Annotated in this window: 18 protein-coding genes; 14 read left to right on the top strand and 4 right to left on the bottom strand. The window is 54.3% G+C overall.

What is annotated here, in order from left to right:
• Positions 1-44 precede the first annotated feature (44 nt).
• The 4 genes from CHH75_RS15635 to CHH75_RS15650 all read left to right on the top strand — a co-directional run bounded on the left by CHH75_RS15635 (position 45) and on the right by CHH75_RS15650 (position 5,054).
• Positions 45-1,730, top strand: coding sequence for an ABC transporter permease (locus CHH75_RS15635; protein ID WP_095398616.1), 1,686 nt, complete (start codon positions 45-47; stop codon positions 1,728-1,730).
• Positions 1,727-3,052 (top strand): MBL fold metallo-hydrolase, encoded by a 1,326-nt coding sequence (locus tag CHH75_RS15640; RefSeq protein WP_095398617.1) that lies wholly within the window; start codon positions 1,727-1,729, stop codon positions 3,050-3,052. The genes CHH75_RS15635 and CHH75_RS15640 overlap by 4 nt, the downstream gene beginning before the upstream one ends.
• A gap of 128 nt (positions 3,053-3,180) precedes the next feature.
• Positions 3,181-3,900 carry a GDSL-type esterase/lipase family protein gene (locus CHH75_RS15645; RefSeq protein ID WP_176475591.1) on the top strand — a complete coding sequence of 240 codons (720 nt, stop codon included), beginning with the start codon at positions 3,181-3,183 and terminating at the stop codon, positions 3,898-3,900.
• A gap of 173 nt (positions 3,901-4,073) precedes the next feature.
• A complete protein-coding gene (locus CHH75_RS15650; protein WP_095398618.1) occupies positions 4,074-5,054 on the top strand; it encodes a ketoacyl-ACP synthase III in 981 nt (326 codons plus the stop codon).
• A 172-nt stretch (positions 5,055-5,226) separates the two neighbouring features.
• Here CHH75_RS15650 and CHH75_RS15655 read toward each other — a convergent pair whose 3' ends face one another.
• Both CHH75_RS15655 and CHH75_RS15660 read right to left on the bottom strand, forming a co-directional pair.
• The gene (locus CHH75_RS15655; protein ID WP_095267139.1) at positions 5,227-5,991 is read right to left on the bottom strand and encodes a hypothetical protein; all 765 of its coding nucleotides are present in this window, start codon (positions 5,989-5,991) and stop codon (positions 5,227-5,229) included.
• Between the two features lie 11 nt (positions 5,992-6,002).
• Positions 6,003-6,605, bottom strand: a complete 603-nt coding sequence (locus tag CHH75_RS15660) for a C39 family peptidase (RefSeq protein ID WP_095267140.1) — start codon at positions 6,603-6,605, stop codon at positions 6,003-6,005.
• A 620-nt stretch (positions 6,606-7,225) separates the two neighbouring features.
• On the opposite strand from CHH75_RS15660, the gene CHH75_RS15665 reads away from it, so the two are divergent.
• From CHH75_RS15665 to CHH75_RS15695, 7 genes are all read left to right on the top strand, one after another.
• Positions 7,226-8,563 (top strand): ABC transporter substrate-binding protein, encoded by a 1,338-nt coding sequence (locus CHH75_RS15665; RefSeq protein ID WP_095398619.1) that lies wholly within the window; start codon positions 7,226-7,228, stop codon positions 8,561-8,563.
• A 324-nt stretch (positions 8,564-8,887) separates the two neighbouring features.
• Positions 8,888-9,847, top strand: a complete 960-nt coding sequence (locus CHH75_RS15670) for a carbohydrate ABC transporter permease (RefSeq protein WP_095267142.1) — start codon at positions 8,888-8,890, stop codon at positions 9,845-9,847.
• Positions 9,844-10,707, top strand: a complete 864-nt coding sequence (locus CHH75_RS15675; protein ID WP_095267143.1) for a carbohydrate ABC transporter permease — start codon at positions 9,844-9,846, stop codon at positions 10,705-10,707. Before CHH75_RS15670 ends, CHH75_RS15675 begins: the two co-directional genes overlap by 4 nt.
• 78 nt (positions 10,708-10,785) lie before the next feature.
• On the top strand, positions 10,786-12,507 hold the full coding sequence (locus tag CHH75_RS15680) for a sensor histidine kinase (RefSeq protein ID WP_095398620.1): 1,722 nt from the start codon (positions 10,786-10,788) through the stop codon (positions 12,505-12,507).
• A gap of 15 nt (positions 12,508-12,522) precedes the next feature.
• The gene (locus CHH75_RS15685) at positions 12,523-13,869 is read left to right on the top strand and encodes an ABC transporter substrate-binding protein (RefSeq protein WP_095398621.1); all 1,347 of its coding nucleotides are present in this window, start codon (positions 12,523-12,525) and stop codon (positions 13,867-13,869) included.
• Positions 13,870-13,882: 13 nt separating this feature from the next.
• Positions 13,883-15,472 (top strand): response regulator, encoded by a 1,590-nt coding sequence (locus tag CHH75_RS15690; protein WP_095267146.1) that lies wholly within the window; start codon positions 13,883-13,885, stop codon positions 15,470-15,472.
• A 401-nt stretch (positions 15,473-15,873) separates the two neighbouring features.
• Entirely contained in the window at positions 15,874-16,845 is a 972-nt protein-coding gene (locus CHH75_RS15695; protein ID WP_095398622.1) for a ring-cleaving dioxygenase, read from the top strand.
• Between the two features lie 126 nt (positions 16,846-16,971).
• Here the strand turns inward: CHH75_RS15695 and CHH75_RS15700 are convergent, their stop codons facing one another.
• On the bottom strand, positions 16,972-17,958 hold the full coding sequence (locus CHH75_RS15700; RefSeq protein WP_095398623.1) for a helix-turn-helix transcriptional regulator: 987 nt from the start codon (positions 17,956-17,958) through the stop codon (positions 16,972-16,974).
• A 153-nt stretch (positions 17,959-18,111) separates the two neighbouring features.
• Between CHH75_RS15700 and CHH75_RS15705 the strand changes: the two genes are divergently transcribed.
• Both CHH75_RS15705 and CHH75_RS15710 read left to right on the top strand, forming a co-directional pair.
• Positions 18,112-19,041, top strand: a complete 930-nt coding sequence (locus CHH75_RS15705) for an SDR family oxidoreductase (RefSeq protein ID WP_095398624.1) — start codon at positions 18,112-18,114, stop codon at positions 19,039-19,041.
• An 8-nt stretch (positions 19,042-19,049) separates the two neighbouring features.
• Positions 19,050-19,235 (top strand): hypothetical protein, encoded by a 186-nt coding sequence (locus CHH75_RS15710; RefSeq protein ID WP_095398625.1) that lies wholly within the window; start codon positions 19,050-19,052, stop codon positions 19,233-19,235.
• 186 nt (positions 19,236-19,421) lie between these two features.
• On the opposite strand, the gene CHH75_RS15715 is transcribed toward CHH75_RS15710, so the two are convergent.
• Positions 19,422-19,679 carry a GlsB/YeaQ/YmgE family stress response membrane protein gene (locus CHH75_RS15715; RefSeq protein WP_095267149.1) on the bottom strand — a complete coding sequence of 86 codons (258 nt, stop codon included), beginning with the start codon at positions 19,677-19,679 and terminating at the stop codon, positions 19,422-19,424.
• Positions 19,680-19,917: 238 nt separating this feature from the next.
• Here CHH75_RS15715 and ptsG point away from each other — a divergent pair, with 238 nt between their 5' ends.
• A complete protein-coding gene (ptsG, locus tag CHH75_RS15720; RefSeq protein ID WP_095398626.1) occupies positions 19,918-21,486 on the top strand; it encodes a glucose-specific PTS transporter subunit IIBC in 1,569 nt (522 codons plus the stop codon).
• The last annotated feature ends 2 nt before the right edge of the window (positions 21,487-21,488 follow it).

Consider the following 21,488-nt stretch of genomic DNA (forward strand, 5'->3'; position numbering starts at 1 on the left):
GCATTAAGAAGCATAGGAAGGCAATGTATGTGAGGTGAGCAGCAGTGAAACCTGTTTTCAAGGACAGCCCTAGCTTCTTTCGGAATATCGGAATTATACTTGCTTTATTTCTACTCGTAATAGGTATCGTCATACCACTGCTGCTGATTTTCTGGCAGAGTGTATCGACAGGGCAGGGTTTGGATCTGCTGGCACCGATACGAACGATTGCCGGACATGATCTGTCCAGCGTACTCTTTCAGACGATATGGCTCGGGGTATGTGTAGTGGCGGGAACCACGCTGCTCGCGCTGCCCCTGGCCTGGATCATGTCAAAGACGAGGCTCGGACAGCATCGATGGATTGATGTGGTGCTCATGATTCCGTTCATGACACCTCCTTATATCGGCTCCATGGGTTGGATTTTGTTCATGCAAAAAGGAGGCTACCTGCAGCAATGGCTGCCGGGCAGCGCCGCACTAAGCGACTCCTTCTTCAGCTTCGGGGGGATGGTGCTGATCATGTGTCTGCACTTGTTCCCTTTCCTCTATTTGCTGCTGCGCGACGCGATCATTCGCATCGGCGGCAATCTGGAGGAGGCCGGAGCGGTGCACGGGGCCAGCAGCGGATATCGCTTCCGCAGAATTATGCTGCCGCTGCTATTGTCTTCGTACGGCATGGGGGCGATGCTGGTCTTTGTCAAAACGATTGCGGAATTCGGCACCCCGGCCACGTTCGGGCGCCGTATCGGCTATTATGTCATGACCTCGGAAATTCACAAGTACATTTCCAGCTGGCCGATCGATTTCGGCAAGGCAACATCGCTGGCCTCGATTCTGCTGTCGGTCTGTCTTGTGATGTGGTATATGCAGTCCACCATTAGCCGGAGGTTCACTTACCGGCTCGTCGGCGGCAAGGGACAGCGCTCGAAGCGATACGCGCTGCGCGGCCTGACGGGTGCAGCCAGCGTGGTGTATCTGGCGTTGCTGCTGATCTTCTCGATAGGCATTCCTTACTTCTCGGTCATCGTCGCTTCCTTGATGAAGCTGCGTGGAGCCGGTCTGGCATGGGATAACCTGACGTTGGACCATTACAGGGATCTGCTGACCTGGGGCTCTGTCAGCATGAAGGCGCTGGGGAACAGTCTGGGCTTGTCGCTCGCTGCTTCCACGATTGCGGTGGTGCTTGGTACCGGATTCGCCCTGGCCGTCGGGAAATCGCAGAAGCGGACACAGCGGGTCATTGACCTGTTCAGCCTGCTGCCCAACACCGTGCCGGGCATCGTCACGGTTGTCGGATTGATTCTGTTCTGGAACTCGCCATGGCTGCCAGCGACGCTGTATAACACCTACGGCATGGTGGTGCTCACCTATGTGGTGCTCTTCCTGCCGTACACGGTGCAGTATGTCAAAGCCAATTTCACGCAAATTGACGGGAGCCTATTCCAGGCCGGGCAAGTATTCGGAGGCGGCCCGCTGCTGATTATGCGGCGGATTCTGCTTCCGCTGATTGTGCCGGGAATGCTGGCAGGGTGGATCATGACGTTCACCATCTCGGTGCGGGAGCTGGTCGGTTCCTTGCTGATTCTGCCTCCTTCGATGCAGACGTCAGCCACGTATATCTTCGCCCAGTTTGAACAGGGGCAAGTATCGCTCGGCATGGCCATGGCTGTCGTATCTGTCGGGATGACCGTGGCGCTGCTGCTCGTGGTTGAGGCGCTTAAATCTAACAGAAAGTGGAATGCATCATGATGAAGCTCAAAGTTTGGGGCGGCGCTGGCGAACATGGCCGCTCCGCTTATGTACTGAGCGGCAGCGATATTCATCTGCTGCTGGACTGCGGCGTCAAAAGAGAAGGCGCCGGGGAGTATCCCCTGATTGAGCCGGAACTGGTGCTCAAGCTGAACGCCGTGTTTCTCTCCCATGCCCATGAGGATCATTCCGTGGCGATTCCGATGCTGTATCGGCTGGGCTATCAGGGTGAAGTGTGGACGACCCGGGAGACAGCGGCTCAAGTGGAATCCTATTTCGAGAGCTGGCGAGCGTTTACGGAGCGCTCCGGGGGGCCGCTGCCCTACGAGGAGGCGGACTATAAAGCGATCCGATATCGTTTCCTTGACGAGGCTGCCGCGAGGCTGACCTGGTTCGAAGTGGTTCCGGGCGTTGAGGCCATGTGGGGGCGCAGCGGGCATATGGCTGGCTCGGTATGGCTGCTGATCCGGGCCGAGGGCAAGGAAATCTTCTATTCCGGAGACTATACGGCCGAGTCCATGCTGCTGGAGGATGACAGCCCGCGGGGTGTCCGGAAGGAAGCGATCTATGCGGACCTGGCGATCATTGACGCAGCCTACGGTACGGATGCCGAGTCACAGAACGACAAGCTGGAACTGCTGGAGAAGACGATCCGGGGTACGCTGGATCAGGGGGGCAAAGTCCTGCTTCCCGTACCGGCAACAGGCCGGGGCCAGGAGATGCTGCTGTGGGCTTACCGGACCTACCGGGACACGCCGATTGTGATCGAGCGCGGACTGCTAAACGGCATGGAGCGGCTGCTCAGCAGCCCGGAATGGCTGCGTGAGCGTGATGGCTATACAGGCCGGGACATGAAAGCTCAGGTCGAGCGGTTTCTCAGACGCGAAGATCTGCTTGTACCGGGGCATGAGGATGACCGAATCCGGCTGCTCGACACGCTGGGAGCCTCGATATGGTTTATTACCGACGGCATGATGCAGTCCGAGCTGGCCCGGTGGTATTATGAACAGCTGCGCGATGATCCAAGGCATCTTGTATTGCTGACGGGCCACGCTTCCAAGGGCACCTTTGCCGAGCGGCTGCTGCGGCAGCCGAGCGCATACGGCGTCTGTGCGGTGAAGAAGCTCAAATACAAGGTGCATCAAGGCTGCGAGGATGTGCGGCGCATGATGTCAGCCATGCCGGCAAGGCATAACGTGCTGGTACATGCCGTCAAGGAAGAAACAGACCGGCTTCGCAGCCGGCTGCTGGAAGAGGTGGAGGCCGCGCATGATCAAGTGCAGATTCATTCGATGTCGGCCAGTGAAGAATTATGGTTTTAATCGATCGGACCGGGGATGGCAGAAGCCTTCCTGGTCCGATTTTTTTGTTGCGAATCGTGCAGAATTCTCACATGGATTGGAATCTTTGATGTAGAATTAGGAAGAATCTTGAAGCAGGAGGGATGCAAATGGTTTCATCGGACAACCCTAAAGGCACGGGAGCGGCAGGAGAAGGTGAACCGTGGACCGAGCCGGACATGGCACCGGAAGGATACGATGAGAAAAAGCTAAAGCTGTACCATTATAAGTTGCTCAATCGTTTGGCCAAGAAAGGGCAGACGGTGCTGGTCGGCTCGTCGCTGATGGAGTTTTTTCCGATTCATGAGCTGCAGCAGTCGCTAGGACAGCGGTATTGCATTTATAATCGCGGGATCGCGGGGTACGTGACGGAGGAGCTGCTCGCGTCGATGGAGACATGCATTTATGAACTGGAGCCCTCGACCATCTTTATTAACATCGGTACCAATGATATCAGTGCGCCGGATTACACGCTGGAGAAGCTGATTGCAGGCTATGATGAAATATTGACCCGAATTGCATCAAGACTGCCGGATTGCCGGGTGTATGTGATGGCGTATTATCCCGTGAATGCGAAGGATGACTTTCCCTTTGTGTCCAAGGCTCAGATGGAGGAAATCTTTCAGAGAAGGACGAATGAGGCGATCCGGGAGGCGAACCAGGCGCTGGAGCAGTTGGCGGCTCGTCATGGGTATGCCTATATCGATGTGAATGAGGGGCTGACCGATGAGGAAGGGAATTTGAAGAAGGAATATGCGATTGATGGTATTCACATGTTCCCCAGCGGCTATGCGGTTATTTTACATAATATGATGAAGTATCTGGCTTAATATCGTGGCGCCCGTGTGGGGCCACATTAAGCTTCCTCATGTTGTTCCAACTATAAATTAGTAGCAAGTACTAATACCAGGTGTTATAATAGTTATAACTTCAAATTTGAAAATACAGATTCTAAAGTACAGTTTCTCTAAAATATGGATTCCAGCGACAGGAGGCTAGTAGATTGGGCCAGTCAAAATCGAAGATTACAGCGATCGGCACCTACGTTCCGGAGCGCGTGCTGAGCAATGCGGATTTGGAAAGAATGGTCGATACGAGCGACGAATGGATTGTTCAGCGCACAGGCATGCGCGAGCGGCGGATTGCGGCACCGGATGAGTATGTATCGGATCTGGCCATTAAGGCGGTCCGGGATATGGTCGACCGTTACGGTGTCAACGTCCAGGATGCGGACATGATTCTGGTTGCGACCAGCACACCGGATTATGCTTTCCCCAGCACGGCCTCCAGGGTTCAGGCGAAGCTCGGCATTGCAAGCACGGGCGCACTTGATATCAATGCGGCCTGCGCGGGCTTTGTCTATGCGCTTCAGATGGCTGACGGTTTAGTCACCGGCGGAATGTATAACAAGATTGTCGTGATTGGAGCCGAGACTTTGTCCAAAGTGACAGATTACACCGACCGAACGACATGTGTGCTGTTCGGGGACGGGGCAGGAGCCGTATTGGTGGAGCGGGATGACAGCGCCGGGGAGTTCATGGCGTCCATCTCGGGCACGTATGGCGAGGGCGGCATTCATCTATACAAAACATCGCTGTCCGAGCAGATGGAAGGTGTCGAGCTGAAACCCGGCAGCCTTGTGCAGAACGGCAGGGAAGTGTACAAATGGGCGGTTCGCAACATTCCGGAAGGCGTGCGGCAGCTGCTGGACAAAGCGGAGCTTTCAGCTGAGCAGGTGGATTGGTTCGTGCCGCACAGCGCCAATCTGCGGATGATCGAAGCGATTTGCGAACGGGGGCTGGTCCCGCTGGAGCGGACGCTGACCAGTGTGGAGTATCGCGGCAACACGTCCGCTGCTTCGATTCCACTGGCACTTCAGCTGGCAGTGGATGATGGCCGGTTGAAGGCAGGCGATGTGGTGCTGCTGTACGGTTTTGGCGGCGGCATGACCTATGCCGGTTCCCTGCTTCGCTGGACCATTTAACGGTAGGATACAGGGTTTCCAACGCTTTCAGCAGCCTTTGGCCTGGTGATAGGTGAACTCCATATAGAAAGCATTAAGGGGCTGTCCCTCAGGGGGCAGCCCTATGCTGTTTGCTTGATCACTGACCGTGCGCTGGTCTGAAGGCAAGGCATGGTGTTGTTAGCCGTCTATTTTATTCTCCTGAATGGTTGCGTTTTGTTAAATACAGCCAGGTGCCACCCACAGCCAGAATGGAGATCCCCGCGTACAGTGCATTCGATGAACGGAACCCGGATTGACTCGGCTCCGCATCCATGAATCCGCCGGAGGCATCCTCTGCCCAAGCGTCTATATCATGGTAACGTTCCATTAACAGGCTTTGAAATTGTTCCTTGCTCTGCGAGCTGCTGAGGCTGTATTTCCCTTCCGTCGGCTCCAGTTTCATGACGGAATTGGTTGGCTCCGAATACACGTAGTACTCCTCGGCCGGGAAGTCATGTACGAGCAATTCGTTCTCCTTGAGATTCAGCAGTCCTCCTGGAAGCTCGCGAGGATACCCAATCTCGGCCAATTCCCAATGTCCGTCTGCCGTTAGTTCTGTCCCGATGGCATTGACCGGCTGCCCGTCTTGGAAAATGACCGCAACCCATTTCGGCTGCCGATTTTCCGTGATGAGGCTGTCCGATTGTCCGAGGGCAAAGTCTGCGTTCAAGCTGTAGATGGGATACAGATCGCTAAATGTGATGTTTCCCGGCTCCTCTTTGAAGCCCCAGTCAGCCGGAACATCCGAGAAAACAACGTCCTCGACAATTTGCTGGAAATGGTGCTTGGCAAATTCCACCGCGCCTTCCGGCGGTTGACTAACGCTAGCATCAGCAGCTGCCCCTCCGATCAGAGAGACTCCGATTAATAGAGACAGCAGCGCCAACATCGCTGTACATCGCTGGATGAAAGACATTTAAATCCCCCCTACTTTTTAATATTGTGCACGGTATGCGTCCAGGCAAAGTCCGAGTTGTTCGTCAGTTTCGAATAGGAAGTTGATGATTTGAAGGAGTTGGAATTTCTGATCTTCACCAGGCTTACGTAGTTGCCGGAATTATCATTGAATCCATAAATCACGCTGAGGTGACCGACCCCTGTCTTTTTGCCTTTTCCATCCTTCCATTCTTTTCTCAAAATCATAGGCCTATTATTGTTGATGTCGCTTTTGATGGTGCTGAAGTTCACCGTTCCTGAAGTCGTACCACCACTGGATATTCCGGATTGGGTCATCGCTCTTTTGGATTCACTCAACGTGCCGGGCTTGTTCGGGCAATCCTTAATGTTCTTGCCGCGCTTGACTAATGTGCATTGGGACGGCGCAGATCCCAAGTGGAACTTAATGATGATCTGTGGGGCTGTTACCCAGCACCACTGACTTTTTTCCTGGTCCGTGGCCGTAACGCTTAAGTATTTGCTTGCCGCATGCGCACTGCTGGCTGGCATGATCATGGCCACTACCATGATGGTCAAGAGAACAGAAGTGATTATTTTTTGATACGGGCTAACCTTCGTTTTCCATCCTGTCACAACATTTCCCTCCCACTAGATCCGTATTATGGAGCAAACGTTTAATCCTTTGGACAGTATCGTTTGGAGCGGATGTCGTATGGTGCTTCTGGAAATTATTGCATAACCTTCATTCTTACAGACGGTTATGAATGGCAAATGTTTCACGCTCCTGCTTGTCCGTATGAAAAAAATGTACCGGTCCCATCAATCCCTTGGTTTTACCATTTGTCCCTTGTGTGCGTTTCCTGCCTCCTTTCGCTTTGGATTTTTCGTGCATTTTCCATGGAGAGTACTACTTCCGGCGCCCCTGAAATTCCGGTGTCGATGTAGCTCTTCAGCGCTTCAACTATATACAACGATGGATGTATTCCGTTTCTGACGCCCAATTCCGAACTTTTTTGTTAAAAAAATGAAAAGACCGAGCCTCTTCAAAACGGAGCGGGCTCCGTTAGAGATTCAGCCAAGCATGAGCCTGTGAGACTATGGCATTCCATCAAATCTGCCAGGCGAGAACAGACAGATCCAATCGGTAATCATAATAAATTCAACCATAAATCGGAAGATTGCCTCCTCAACATCGGATGTCACTTTCTTTAGACTTAAAGGTGAAAAATGACAATTTCGAAAGGGGTATAAGCATGAACAGATTCAAAGCGTGGAGCATCATGCTGATCAGCATCCTGATGATCGCCTCGCTGGCTGCCTGCAGCGGCGGAGGGGGAACAAGTACGGGAGAAGGGGATTCACCGGGTACCGATTCGAACAGCAGCAACGGCGGAGCCGATGCCGGGAAAAAGATAGAGCTCTCCTTCTGGTCACTCGGTACGACCAACTATGAGGAGCTGGCGAAGGAATATACGAAAGAGCATCCCAACATCACGATTAAGTTCCAGAATACATCCGACCAGACAGCACACCACAACAATCTGACCACAGCGTTGTCCGCCGGCTCGGGTGCACCGGATATCTTTATGCTTGAAATCGCATTCATGGAGCGCTTTATCAACAACCAGGACAAATTCCATAACCTGTACGATCTTGGCGCCAAGGACATCGAGGGCAACTACCTCGACTGGAAATGGCAGCAGGCGACCTCGGTGGATGGTGCGTTCCAGCTCGGTTTGCCGACAGACATCGGCCCGACCGTCGTGTATTACCGCACCGACCTGGCGGAGCAGGCGGGATTGCCAACCGATCCTGACGCATTTAGCGCCGCGATTGATACTTGGGATAAATTCGCCGCGGTAGCGAACGATTTCAAGGGCAAGACAGGCAAGCCGTTTGCTGATCTGACAGACCTGGTGTACAACGGTGTGCGGGACCAGTCGGCAGACCAGATTTATTTCAGCAAGGAAGACGGCAGCTTTGTCGGGGACACGAACCCGCAGGTCAGAAAGGCGTACGACTTTACGGTCAAAGGCATCCAGGAAGGCTGGATCGGCAACTGGACGCTGTGGTCTCCGGAATGGCAGAAAGCGATCAATGACGGTGAGTTCGGCGTCATGCTCGGCCCGGCCTGGATTGCAGGCACGATCCGAAATGCCGAGGACAGCGCAGGCAAGTGGAAGATCGCCCAGCTTCCGGAAGGTGCAGGCAACTGGGGTGGCTCCTTCCTGACATTGCCGAAGGAAGGCAAACATCCGCAAGAGGCGTACGACTTTATCGCCTGGCTGGTCAGTCAGGAGAATCAGCTGAAATCCTTTAAAGAAAGCGGTCTGTTCCCGTCGATTCCAGCGGTGTACAGCGAGCCGGCCTTCAAGGAGGATCAGGATGAGTTCTTCGGCGGGCAGGTCATCTCCGAAGCTTATGCGAAATCCGCCGAGCGGGTCAAACCGGTCTACTATGGGCCGCTGCATGACCAGACGGATACAATCATCAAGAATGCGCTCAAAAACGTGCTTGAGAAAAAAGCCGATCCGCAAAAAGAATGGGAGAGCGCCATTCAGCAGATCAAGACGCTGGTAGAACGCAGCTAGGCTGATTGCCTGAGGAGAACTGGGCCACAGCCCAAGAACACCCATAGCGCATGTGCTACTCAGCGGAGCGGTACCTGGCCCTGGACAGGATAAGAACTTCGCGCTCTGTCCATGAATCGCGCTGACCCGGCTTCGGTGATCCATCGTGAGCCTCGAATCCGGTCAGAACCGCAGGTTCAGGTCCGGCCGGGAGATCGCGTTCCCATTGCTTGATCTATCCATTAAATTACGTTTGCCATATGGTCCGAATCCGGGACAGGGGGTGCCAGGTGTTGGCGCTCTCGGTCCGGGTTCGGATTTACTCTTGAACCTGGAGGTGCATCCATGGCTGAGACAGCTACAGCCAAGCGGTCCGAGCCCGCGCCGGGGAAACGCCGCTTCATGACCGAGACAAGGCGAAGCCGCCTTACGGCGTATACGTTTATTTCCCCGTTTTTTCTTTTGTTTGCCATATTCGGGTTATACCCGATCGTGTTCACGATCTATCTGTCCTTCTTCAAATGGGACGCGCTCGGGCCGATGCAGTACGTCGGCTTCCGAAACTATGAGCTTGTGACTGGTGATCCGACCTTCTGGATTGCCTTTGGCAACACGCTGCTCATGGCGCTCATGGGAACCGTGCCGCAGCTCATCGTGGCGCTGTTTGTTGCCGTGATGCTTCACTCGGCGCTGAACAAATTCAAGAATACGTTCCGCATCCTTTATTTCATGCCGAATATCACCTCGATTGTAGCGGTCACCCTGGTGTTCAGCACGATGTTCGGCAACAACGGCATGGTGAACTGGATGCTGAACAGCTTCGGCATGGAAAGTGTCCCGTTCAATTCCGGCTGGTGGGGTGTCAAAATCGCCATTTCCACCATGGTCATGTGGAGATGGATGGGATATAACGCGATTATTTTTCTGTCCGGGCTGCAGAGCATCCCGACCGATATCTATGAAGCGGCCAAAATCGACGGGGCCAGCCGCCGTCAGCAGCTGATCTACATCACGCTGCCGCTCCTGCGGCCGTTCATTCTGTTCGTGACGCTGGTGTCCACGATCGGGGCGCTTCAATTGTTCACCGAGCCGTACGTCTTCCTCGGCCAGTCGGGCACAGGCTCCACGCGGCAGGAAGGGGTTACGATGGTGACCTATCTGTATAACGAAGCGTTCAAGAACGGTTTCTTCGGCACCGCAGCCGCCACGGCAGTGCTGCTGTTTATCGCGACGATCATCTTCTCCGTCCTGAACATGATGCTGTCCAGCCGGATGGGCGGAGAGACAGGAAGGGGTAAAGCATGAGCTCACTAGCATTACGTCGAAAAAAACCGGATGAACCGGGCATCATTTCCAGAATTCTGTTTTATTTTTTCCTGGTCCTCGGAGCCCTGATTTCGATCTTTCCGTTCTATTGGATGTTCGTGGTGGCGACCAATGGCAAGGATGCCGCGTTTCAAATTCCGCCGCTGCTGACCCCGGGGCTGGAGTTCTTCAACAACTTTGCACGGGTGCTGGAGCGGACCGACTTCTTCCGGGCGCTGCTGAACTCGGTGGTGGTGTCCACCTCGGTGACGCTGTCGGTTGTATTCCTGTGCACGCTCGCGGGCTATGCGTTTGCGAAGTATGAATTCCCTTTGAAGAAGACGCTGTTTGTGTTTGTTATTGCTACGATGCTCGTCCCTGTTCAGCTGGGGGTGCTGCCGCAGTATGTCATTATGGCCAAGCTGCAGTGGATCGACAGCTACAAGGCGCTGATCGTTCCGGCGATGGTGAACGCCTTCGGCATCTTCTGGATGAGGCAGTACATCGCCTCCGCGGTGCATTCCGAGCTGATTGAAGCGGGGCGCATTGACGGCGGCGGGCATTTTCGGATTTTCTGGAATATCGCGATTCCGGTCGTGACGCCGGCGATGGCTACGCTGGGCATCCTCAATTTCATGAATGTATGGAACGACTTCTTCTGGCCGCTCGTGGTGCTGAAGAACCGGGAGAACTACACGATCCAGATCGCGCTGCAGCAGCTGTTCACGAACAAGGATGGGCTCGATTACGGGATGATCATGTCAGCCACCTTCACCGCGACGCTGCCGCTGCTGATTGTGTTTCTGCTGTTCAGCCGCTGGGTCATTGCCGGCCTGACCTCGGGAGCGATAAAAAGTTAGCGGCATCTGCGGCCAGATGCTAGGAGAATAGAGGAAACGCGAAGAATAATAGTTATAGGAAGCGAAGGGGGAACCACGATGAAACTCCGCCGAAAAATTTTGCTTGCTATTATTCTTCTCGTCTTCATTCCGGTCATTGTCATGGGGGGCGTGTCCTACTACAGCTTCTCGGATACGATAGAGAAAAAATCGAGCCATTTCTACTGGGTCTCGCTGCTTGAGACGGACCGGAAGCTGAAGTTTGCGCTAAGCGAAATTACGACGATCTCCAATTCGGCGATTACGCAGCAATCGGTGCAGCAGATGCTGAAGCAGCCGGAATATGCGATCACCTATGATCGCAGGCAGGAGATCAACAATCTGATCAATCATCCGATGATTGCTTCATTTGCCTTTTATTCGAACGAGCGGCTTGTATACCACACCGATGATGCGCTTGGCATGCAGGAGCTGCGGGAGCAGGACTGGTATGGGAAGGTGCGGGAGGCCGAAGGCAGACCGGTATGGGTCGGCCCGGGGGAGAACGGCTCGGCCGAGACGGGGACGATGGCACTGGTTCAGGCGCGGATCATTAAAGATTATGACTCGCTGGAGGATATCGGGACCGTGGTCATCTATGTGAAGCCCGATCTGCTGGATCAGGTGTTCTGGGAGGCCCAGACCTTGAAGCAGGGGGACATCCTGCTGGTGAACAAGCAGGGGAAGGTTGTATTCAACAAGTCGGGGGAGCATATTGGGAATCGGGCGGCGTTTCCTTTTCTGACCCAGGAGCAGGACAATGGAAAGGGATATTACGTCGACAATTATTTGAACGAAAAATCGCTGATCACCTATCTGCCCTCCCATCATAAGGATTGGTTCCTGGTGGCGATTACGCCGAGCCGGCTCATTTCCTCGGAATCGGCGCCGATTCGCAACATTGCGCTTCTGCTCGGTGCGGTTTCGCTCGGGTCGGCCTTTCTGTTCGACCGCTTCTTCGTGCGCCGGATGGTGCGTAGCATCATCAGCGCGGTGAATGGGATGAAGCGGGTGAAGCAGGGCATCTTCTCCCCGATTTCCTCCCACCGTCCGGCAGACGATGAGACGGATCTGCTGATCGATGGCTTCAACCGGATGAGCTCGCAGATTCAGGAGCTGATCGGACAGGTGCAGACCGAGCAGGCCCGGAAGAAGGAGGCGGAGCTGCAGGCGCTGGTGGCGCAGATCAATCCGCATTTTATATACAATTCACTCGAATCGATCAACTCCATGGCCGTACTTCAGGGAAACAAGGATATTAGCAGAATGGTCGTTTCCCTCGGCAAGCTGCTGCGGATCAGCATCAGTGAGAATCATGAGCTGATTCCGCTCAGCATGGAGCTGGAGCATGTGCGTCACTATATGCGCATCCAGAAGTTCCGGTTCGAGGACAAATTCGACTATGCGATTGAACTGCCGGAGCATCTCAGGCATTATGTCACGCAGAAGCTGATTGTCCAGCCCGTCGTTGAAAACGCTTTATACCACGGTATTGAGCCGATGGACCGTACCGGCTTTATCTCCATCAAGGTGATGGAGGAGGAGACGGATATCGTTGTTGACATTACCGACAACGGCCCGGGCTTCAGTCAGGAAACGCTGCTTATGCTATGGGACAAGGAACCGTCGCAGATGAAGAAATATCGCGAGAACGGCGTCGGTCTTAAAAATGTGCACGAACGGCTGAAAATCCGCTTTGGCAGCCGTTATGGCATTATGATCTGCTCGGCAAGCGGATGCGGCTCGACGATCCGGCTTCGCTTGCCGAAATTGCTGACCTAGAAGGGGGGCGTGAACATGAGAGGGTTCTGGAATTGGGGATGGGTATTAGGTTATGCCGCTCTGCTCGCGCTCTCCGTCCTGTGGGTCACGATACAGAACCAGGAGCCGCTCGAAGCGGTGCAGGAGGAGAAAATTACGCTGACCTTCCGGCACTTCTGGAACAAGGAACATGATAAGCAGGTCCTGGACATTTTTGAAGATATCGTAGAGGACTATCAGGCTGCGCATCCGAATGTCAAAATCAGCTTTGAAGGAATGGACCAGACGATTCACCGGGAACAGAAGCTTAAGAGCGAGATGGTGACCGGCACGCCTCCGGATATGTTTGTATTGTTCGGGGGCGCGGAGATCGAGCCTTATGTTCGATCGAACCGGCTGATGGATTTAACGTCGTTTCTGGCGGCAAGCGGGATGGGGGAGAAGTTCAGGGATTTGCATCTGTGGACGTTTGATAATCGGGTCTATGGGCTGCCTTTTGAAGGGAACGCCGAGCCGATCTATTATAATAGAACGATTTTTCGCCGGCTTGGCCTGACGCCTCCCGGAACGCTGGAGGAGCTGAACCAGACTGTCCGCATCCTTAAGGATCGGGGCTACATTCCGTTTGCGCTTGGGAACGAGGACCGGTGGCCTGGCGGGATTTTTGCCCATTATTTGATGGATCGCTATGCGGGACCGGAGATGATCGAGGCATTAATTCAGGGACGAGCGGACGTTAGCTTTCAGAACAGGTCTTACGAGCAGGCCTTCCGTCATCTGGAGAGATGGATCGAGGAAGAGGCCTTCAGTCCGAATTCGAACGATCTGTCCACGGAGGAGGCCATTCAATTGTTCACTTCAGGGCAAGCGGCGATGTATGTGAACGGAAACTGGGACATTGGTTTATTCCGCAGTGAACATTATCCTGAATTTCAGAATGAGGTTGGGGTCATTCCGTTTCCGGCCATGAGCGCGAACCGTCCCGCCTCCGTCGCTGGCGGCTATACGATTGGCATCGGCTTATCTTCCGACCTCGACGAGGCCAAGCGGGAGGCGGCCTATGAGCTGCTGAAGATGGTCTATACAACGGAGGTGCAAAGCCGGCTCGTCTATGAAGCGATGCGCATCCCTTCGATGAAGGTTGAGTTCGACCCGGATCGGACGGGACCGGTGTTTGCACAGGTGATTGAGCTGATGGAGAGCACGCCGGACAGCTTTGTTCCGTACGATAACATTTTGTCGCCGGAAGTGAAGAAAACGTTCTTGAAAGTGGTGGAGGACCTGCTAGGCGGGCGGCTTACGGCCGGATCGGCGCTGGAGCAGATTCAGCAGACATCGCTGCAGTACTGGGAGCTGAGACGCAGCTCGGCTGCGGGGGAATAGGGAGGGCTATGGCATGGGAGAACCGAACGGAAAATACAGGGTGATGCTGGTGGATGACGAGCCGATCATTCTGCGCAGTTTACGGGCGGCCATTCCTTGGGAGGAGCTTGACCTGGAGGTCGCGGGGGAAGCCCGGAACGGCGACGAGGCGCTGCAGGTGGCGCGGGCGATGTCGCCGCATATCATCATCAGCGATATCCGCATGCCGGGAAAGGACGGCATCACGCTCATGAAGGAATTGATGGCGGATGACCGGCGGCGGCTCATTATTTTCATCAGCGGTTACGGTGAATTTGAATATGCAAGGGAAGCGCTTCGGGAAGGCGCGTTTGATTATCTGCTCAAACCGATTGATCATGACGAGCTGACCGAGACGATCATGAAGGCGGTGAAAACGCTGGATCAGCAGGCACAAGACGACAAGATGCATCATTCCATCAAGGTGCTGTCGCTGCTGGCTCGCGAGCGGATGTTCACCGAGTTCATCGAAGGGAGCGGCAGTCCGCTGCAGCATATGCAGTGGCTGGAGAGCAGCGAGCTGGCCAATGCTTATACGATGGCGGTGGTGCAGCTGGATCACTATTTGAAGCTGAACGAGCAGTGGACGATGGATGAGAAGCGGCTGTGGCTGTTTGCCGTCCGCAACATTGTGGAGGAATGGTCGCTTGTTCATGATGTGCTGACGGTGTTTCCGTTTCGCAGCGGGGAATGGGTGCTGCTGTTCCCGGACATTCCGGCTGAACGGCAAGAGGAGGTAGGGCAGCAGCTTGTGCAGGTGATCCGGCAGCATACGAAGCTGTCGTGCTCCGTCGGCTTCAGCCCGGCTATGAAGGGCATTGATCGCCTCGGCACCGCGTATGAGCAAGCGGTCCGCGCGCTTTATCGCCGCTTTTATTCAGGGGAGGGCGGCGTGTTCACGGTACTGGCCGAACCCGATGCGCAGCTGGGCGGGGAGGCCCGGTATCCGAAGCATCTGGAGGAGCAGATGGTGGAGAGCGTCCGGACATTGCAGAAGGAACGTCTGCTGGCGCTTTTTGATGAGACCAGGGCTTACATCGAGCAGTCTGCATACAGCAAGGAAAGCGCGGAGCGGCTTCTGGTTGAGATGAGTGTGGTGCTGTATCGCCAGTTCGAGTTCATGCAGGTCCCGTTTGAGTGGTCGCTGGAGGGACTTTTGCAGGATCTGCATGCTTCGGGAACTTTAGCAGCATCCATCGAGGTCATCAAGGATAAATTCGGGAGCTGGATGTCAGCCAGCCGAGCAGGCCAGCCGAAAGACAAAGTCCAATTTGTCATCGACAAGGCCAAAGCATACATGGAAGAGCATTATTACAAGGATCTCAGCATGGAAGAGGTCGCCGAGCTCGCCGACCTGAGCATCAGCCATTTCTGCACGCTGTTCAAGCAGACGACAGGGTATACGTTTCTGGAGTATTTAACGGAATGCCGAATTGAGAAAGCGAAGACGATTCTGCTTCATTCGGATGTCAAAGTGTACCAGGTGGCCCCGATGGTAGGCTATCAGGACCCGAAATATTTTACACAAGTATTCAAGAAAATAACCGGCAAGACACCTTCGGAATTTCGAGAGGAAGCGGTATAGTACAGCAAGGCGGGGCCGGTGGGCCGCTGGTGGATATAGAGAGGGTCACGAGGATACGGAGTTCTTTGTCCGATGGACGGGGGACTCTTTTTTATATATTAAGAATCTTAATATTAAGACTTGACGCTCGAACGAAACGAGTTTAAACTGAGGGTGAAACATGAACGAAGCGTCGGACTAGATAGACGATCATGGTGTGAAGCTGCGGCTTTACCGTCATACGACAGATTCATCGCATTTCCAGCCACGCTGCACCCATCAAGAACGCTCAAGAAGGGCAAGCTGATGATGTATGGCTGATCATGGTCATCCGTACGGCAAATTCGGCATTGGCGATCCAGGCAGGAAACAGTGGCAGCCTGAAATCGCCGCCAGTCTATAGAAGGTGGAGGAATAACATCATGCAATTTAAAGGCATTCACCACGTATCCGCGATTACGGCAGATGCTCGCCGCAACGTTGATTTTTATACCCGAATATTAGGACTTCGTCTGGTCAAGAAGACGGTGAATCAGGATGATCCTTCCGTGTATCATTTGTTTTACGGCGATGAGCTGGGCAGTCCGGGGACCGAGTTCACCTTCTTCGAGCTTCCGATGGCCGGACGCACGCGGGAAGGGAACAATAGCATCTCGGCGACCTCGCTTCGCGTGCCAAGCGACCGTGCTCTGGAATATTGGAAGGAACGGCTGGACGAATACGGTGTGGAGCGTGAAGAGATCTTGGAGCGTGCAGGGCGGTGGACGCTGGCATTCCGGGATTTCGAGGGACAGCGGATCATACTCGTATCGGATGAGCACAATAGCGGCGTCGCCGGCGGTGTGCCGTGGGATAAGAGTCCGGTTCCTGCCGAATACAGCATCATCGGGCTGGGACCTGTCCAGCTGACGGTACCGAATGCGAAGCAGACCGTGCGTGTGCTGACCGAGCTGATGGGCTTCCGGCATGCAGGCCAGTATCCTTCACAGGTTGAGGGCCAGCCGGATATCGTCGTGTATGAGACCGGAGAAGGCGGGACCGGCGCCGAGGTTCATATCGAGGAGCGGACCGACCTGCCACAGGAACGTCTCGGCCGGGGCGGTGTGCATCATGTTGCGTTTCGCACCGAGGATGAAGAGGAGCTGCGCCAGTGGATTCAGCAGATTACAGCGGCGGGCTTTGCCCATTCAGGCTATGTGGACCGCTTCTACTTCCGTTCCCTCTATTTCCGGGAGCCCAACGGGATTTTGTTCGAACTGGCGACAGACGGGCCCGGCTTCGACACGGACGAGCCGCTGGAGCACCTGGGCGAGTCGCTGGCACTTCCGCCTTTCCTGGAACCGAAGCGGGAAGAGATTGAAGCGCAGCTGAGACCGCTGGATACCTCATTGTAACTCCGGTCCGCACGGAGGAATACGTCATTTCATAATCGGGATGGTCTCAACGAAGCACCGGCCTCGAAGTCTGCAGTCAAGCAGACTTCGAGGCCGTTTGTCTGTATCGGCATATCCGCTCGATGTTCAGATTTCTTCTGCATTGTGATGCGATGGCGATGGGGCATATACCTGCCATATGGCTTTGGCGGTTGCGCTGACCTGTTCCCGCAGCTCCGGCGGCTGGAGCACCTCGGCTTCTGGACCGCAGCCGAGCACAATGAACACCGCCGATTCCAGCGTGTTGAATTCCATATGAGCGACAGTCCAGCCTGGCATCTCGCCAGAGCTGTCATGGCGGATGGTATGGATATAACGTTCCCGCTGCAGGCGGCTCAGCTGTCCAGTGGTCAACCTGACCATGGCCGGATAACGGGGGAGCTGCTGCTTGAACTGCTGCACGGAGTGCTCCCAATACGCGGCAAGATCGAAACCGGGAGGCCGTGTACACAGCTCGTCCGAGATCGACGCATCGACCATTCTGGATATCCGGTACGTTCGGAGCTCTCCTGCCGATTCGGCCACCAAATACCACGTGCTGCGCTTGGCGACCAGCCCCAGAGGCGACACATGCCGCTCTACCAGATCTTCTCCTTTATGATACCGAAAGGACAGCTGCCGGTCTGCCCACACCGCCTCCTGAACGACAGGGAGACAGGGCAGTGGCTCATGGACGCTGTGCCAGCCCGCTCCGTCAATATGAACCTTCTGCCGGATCATCTCGGCATCCTGACGAACGGAACGGGGCGATGCAGCCAGCAGCTTCTGGTATGCCGCATCCAGCTGTTTGCCAATCCCGAGCTCCTCCATAAGCTGGCTTTGCCCGGACAGAAGCAAGGTCAACAATTCCTCAGGAGTCATGCCGGTCAGATTGGTGCGGTAGCTTTCCTCAAGGAGCCAGCCTCCGGCGGCGCCTCTTTCGGCATATACGGGGATCCCCGCCATGCTTAAACTTTCCATATCCCGAATGATCGTTCGTTCAGATACTTCCAGCTGCTCGGCCAGATATTTTGTTGTTTTCTTTCCGCCGTTTTGCAGCATGAACAGGATCGATAACAGCCGGTCTGCTCTCATAAGGTCACCTCGAATTCCGAATACTAGTGGATACTAGCTCATATTAACTGAATACTAGTTATTGTAGCATTTATATAAGACAGCAGATGTCATATATACCGGATAAGATGGAGTTCGATCATATAAAATTTTGAGCACATGGAGGACGAAATTATGAATAAAGACCAGCCGAATCACGAGAGATCTGGCGGTAGCGCTGCATCAGCGCAACCGCTGGCCGGCAAAGTCGCTGTCGTAGCCGGCTCGACACGGGGAGCGGGAAGGGCGATTGCCGTCATGCTTGGCGCTGCGGGCGCAACGGTGTATTGCACCGGCCGCAGCATACGCGGACAGCAATCGGACCTGAAGCGTCCGGAGACGATTGAGGAGACAGCCGAACAGGTGTCCGAGCGCGGAGGCATTGGCATTCCGGTTCAATGTGATCATACGGACGAGGAGCAGGTTCAGGCACTGTTTGAGCGTGTCAAGGCCGAGCAGAACGGGCAGCTGGATATCCTTGTGAATGACATATGGGGCGGCGAGCATCTGACCCATTGGAATATTCCGTTCTGGGAGCAGTTTCTATCCGATGGCCTGCTTATGCAGAAGAGAGCCGTGCACGCGCATATGATTACAAGTTATTACGGGGTTCCGCTCATGGTAGAGCGGGGAAGCGGTTTGGTCATCGAAATGACGGACGGCTCCACCTATAATTACCGGGGCAATCTTTATTACAGCTTGGCCAAAATTTCGGCGATTCATTTGGCTGAAGCGATGGCCGCGGAGCTTCGCCCTTATGGCGTGACCGCCGTGGCGGTAACGCCGGGCTTCCTGAGATCGGAGCAGATGCTTGATTATTTCGGCGTCAAAGAGGACAACTGGCGCGATGCGGTAGCCAAGGAAGCTCATTTCATAGAGTCAGAGACGCCGTATTTTGTGGCACAGGCAGTGGCTGCGCTGGCCGCAGACCCGAAGGTAGCCGAGAAGAGCGGGCAAGCGCTGACAAGCTGGGACTTGTCCGTGGAATACGGCATTCGTGACATCGATGGACGGCACCCACACTGGGGCCAATATGCCAAGAAGAACAGATTGCCTCTAAACTGACCAGCGCGATGCTGGCAATGCATGAAGAGGGATGGACGAACACCTTCGGGCATGCGGTTCAGTCGCCGCCGCCCATACAGCGAAACATTGCGCGTCAGGAGCTGCGCGCGGTGCAAGAAAGGCTAGCAAAACAGGGTGTCAGAAGCCAAGATCTGGCTTCTGACACCCTGTATGCTTCATCTGACCGCATGTGATGGCAAGCGTGTCCACACCGGACTCGGCTGAGCCTTGCGGTATGAGACGCCGGTCCCACGGCGGTTTCCTGCATCGCCCAACCGGACATCCGCTATACCCGGACCAGGTACGGATGACATGAACCTCGTCGGAGTCCGGCCAAACGACGCTAAGCTTCTTGCTGTCCAGCTGTCATGTGATCCGCTTTAGGATCGGCCACGTCTCATCGAGCCCATCACCAGGCTGACGATAAAGACCAGAACGACCGCACCGATCAACGCCGGAATAATGTAGAAATCTCCGATGACCGGCCCCCATGTGCCAAGCAGCAGGCTACCCAGCCATGCCCCGATAAATCCAGCAATAATGTTGCCGATAATTCCTCCCGGGATGTCTCTTCCCATAATCAATCCCGCAAGCCAACCGATAATCCCGCCGACAATTAATGACCAAAGAAAACCCATGTTTATCACCTCGTATAAGTTATAGTTGTTTGTGCCTTACTATTAACCAAAGCACCAACTTTTAAACAGAACAGTTACCTAAAGTGTTGATTTCGTAAGGATCAATATGGAATCTTGAACATATCAAGGTCCAAAAGATAGTAAAAATAATACATAACATAAGCATTGACGAAAATAGATTTCATAATATATATTTGTATGAAAATAGTTTTCTTAAAGGAGAAAGGGGCGCAAAATCATGAATAACTTCTTTGAAAAAGCGCAGCGATTCGGCAAGTCATTTATGCTCCCGATTGCTGTTCTTCCGGCAGCCGGATTGCTGCTTGGGATTGGCGGAGCGCTGTCGAATCCCAATACGGTAAGCACGTATCCGTTCTTGGATGTGCCTTGGCTCCAAAACGTATTCACCATTATGAGCAGCGCCGGCAATATCGTGTTTGCCAACCTGGCCCTGCTGTTTGCCATCGGGGTAGCCGTTGGCCTTGCGAGAGCCGACAAGGGGACTGCCGGTCTGGCTGCAGGTCTTGCCTATCTGGTCATGAATGCCACAGTCAATGCGATGCTGGTCATCACAGGCAATCTCGCTGCGGATGATCTGTCATCTGTCGGCCAGGGGATGATTCTCGGCATACAAACGCTTGAAACCGGTGTATTCGGCGGTGTGGTCATCGGTTTGGTCACTTCGATATTTCATAATCGCTATAACAAAATACAACTGCCGCAGTTCCTCGGATTTTTTGGCGGGTCACGCTTCATTCCGATTGTGACGTCATTTGCAGCGATCTTCGTCGGCGTGGCGATGTACTTCATCTGGCCGCCGATTCAATCGGTCATTTTCCAGGCAGGCGGGCTGGTTGAAGCTACCGGGTATATCGGAACATTGCTATACGGCTTTATTCTGCGCCTGCTCGGCCCGCTGGGGCTGCATCATATTTTCTACATGCCATTCTGGACGACAGGACTTGGCGGATCGATGGAAGTATCCGGTCAGCTGGTGGAAGGAACGCAGAAGATCTTTTTCGCCCAGCTCGCAGATCCGAGCACGCAGCAGTTCTTTAGCGGAACCTCGCGCTTCATGTCCGGCCGCTTCATTACGATGATGTTCGGGCTGATCGGGGCAGCGCTTGCGATCTATCATACAGCCAAGCCGGAGAACAAGAAGAAGGTGTTCGGTCTGATGCTGTCAGCGGCACTGACATCCTTCCTTACAGGGATCACCGAGCCGCTTGAATTTTCGTTCCTGTTCATCGCGCCGTTTCTGTATGTCATTCACGCATTCTTCGACGGCCTGGCCTTTATGCTGGCCCACATCTTTGAAATTACGATTGGCCAGACGTTCTCGGGCGGTCTCATTGACTTCATTCTGTTCGGGGTGCTTCAAGGTCAGGACAAAACGAACTGGATGATCGTTCCGGTTATCGGTGCCGTATGGTTCTGCCTGTACTATTTCACCTTCCGCTTCATCATTGTGAAATTCAAGCTGAAAACACCGGGCCGTGAGGATGAGACGGAAGCTGGCGGAAATTCCGGAGCGGGAAGCGCAGGCGCCAGCGAAGCATCCGAAGGGGAGCAGAGAGCAGCGGCGGTCCTTGCCGGCCTAGGCGGAAAGGACAATATCAAGGATCTGGACTGCTGCGCGACACGCCTTCGTGTCTCGGTGTTTCAGGTGGACGGCGTGCAGGAGGATCAGCTGAAGAGCACCGGTGCCAAAGCGGTCATCGTCAAAGGCAACGGCGTCCAGATTATATATGGCCCACAGGTTACCATCATTAAGAATGAAATCGAAGAATATATGGGAGAGTCATAAAA

This window comes from Paenibacillus sp. 7541 (assembly GCF_002276395.1).
Taxonomy (GTDB): Bacteria; Bacillota; Bacilli; order Paenibacillales; family Paenibacillaceae; genus Paenibacillus_AQ; species Paenibacillus_AQ campinasensis.

Excerpts from the sequence above, each read along its gene's own strand:
- CHH75_RS15640 (WP_095398617.1), top strand. The coding sequence starts at position 1,727 with ATGATGAAGCTCAAAGTTTGGGGCGGCGCTGGCGAACATGGCCGCTCC.
- CHH75_RS15645 (WP_176475591.1), top strand. The coding sequence starts at position 3,181 with ATGGTTTCATCGGACAACCCTAAAGGCACGGGAGCGGCAGGAGAAGGT.
- CHH75_RS15655 (WP_095267139.1), bottom strand. The coding sequence starts at position 5,991 with ATGTCTTTCATCCAGCGATGTACAGCGATGTTGGCGCTGCTGTCTCTA.
- CHH75_RS15665 (WP_095398619.1), top strand. The coding sequence starts at position 7,226 with ATGAACAGATTCAAAGCGTGGAGCATCATGCTGATCAGCATCCTGATG.
- CHH75_RS15670 (WP_095267142.1), top strand. The coding sequence starts at position 8,888 with ATGGCTGAGACAGCTACAGCCAAGCGGTCCGAGCCCGCGCCGGGGAAA.
- CHH75_RS15675 (WP_095267143.1), top strand. The coding sequence starts at position 9,844 with ATGAGCTCACTAGCATTACGTCGAAAAAAACCGGATGAACCGGGCATC.
- CHH75_RS15680 (WP_095398620.1), top strand. The coding sequence starts at position 10,786 with ATGAAACTCCGCCGAAAAATTTTGCTTGCTATTATTCTTCTCGTCTTC.
- CHH75_RS15685 (WP_095398621.1), top strand. The coding sequence starts at position 12,523 with ATGAGAGGGTTCTGGAATTGGGGATGGGTATTAGGTTATGCCGCTCTG.
- CHH75_RS15690 (WP_095267146.1), top strand. The coding sequence starts at position 13,883 with ATGGGAGAACCGAACGGAAAATACAGGGTGATGCTGGTGGATGACGAG.
- CHH75_RS15695 (WP_095398622.1), top strand. The coding sequence starts at position 15,874 with ATGCAATTTAAAGGCATTCACCACGTATCCGCGATTACGGCAGATGCT.
- CHH75_RS15700 (WP_095398623.1), bottom strand. The coding sequence starts at position 17,958 with ATGAGAGCAGACCGGCTGTTATCGATCCTGTTCATGCTGCAAAACGGC.
- CHH75_RS15705 (WP_095398624.1), top strand. The coding sequence starts at position 18,112 with ATGAATAAAGACCAGCCGAATCACGAGAGATCTGGCGGTAGCGCTGCA.
- CHH75_RS15710 (WP_095398625.1), top strand. The coding sequence starts at position 19,050 with ATGCTGGCAATGCATGAAGAGGGATGGACGAACACCTTCGGGCATGCG.
- CHH75_RS15715 (WP_095267149.1), bottom strand. The coding sequence starts at position 19,679 with ATGGGTTTTCTTTGGTCATTAATTGTCGGCGGGATTATCGGTTGGCTT.
- ptsG (WP_095398626.1), top strand. The coding sequence starts at position 19,918 with ATGAATAACTTCTTTGAAAAAGCGCAGCGATTCGGCAAGTCATTTATG.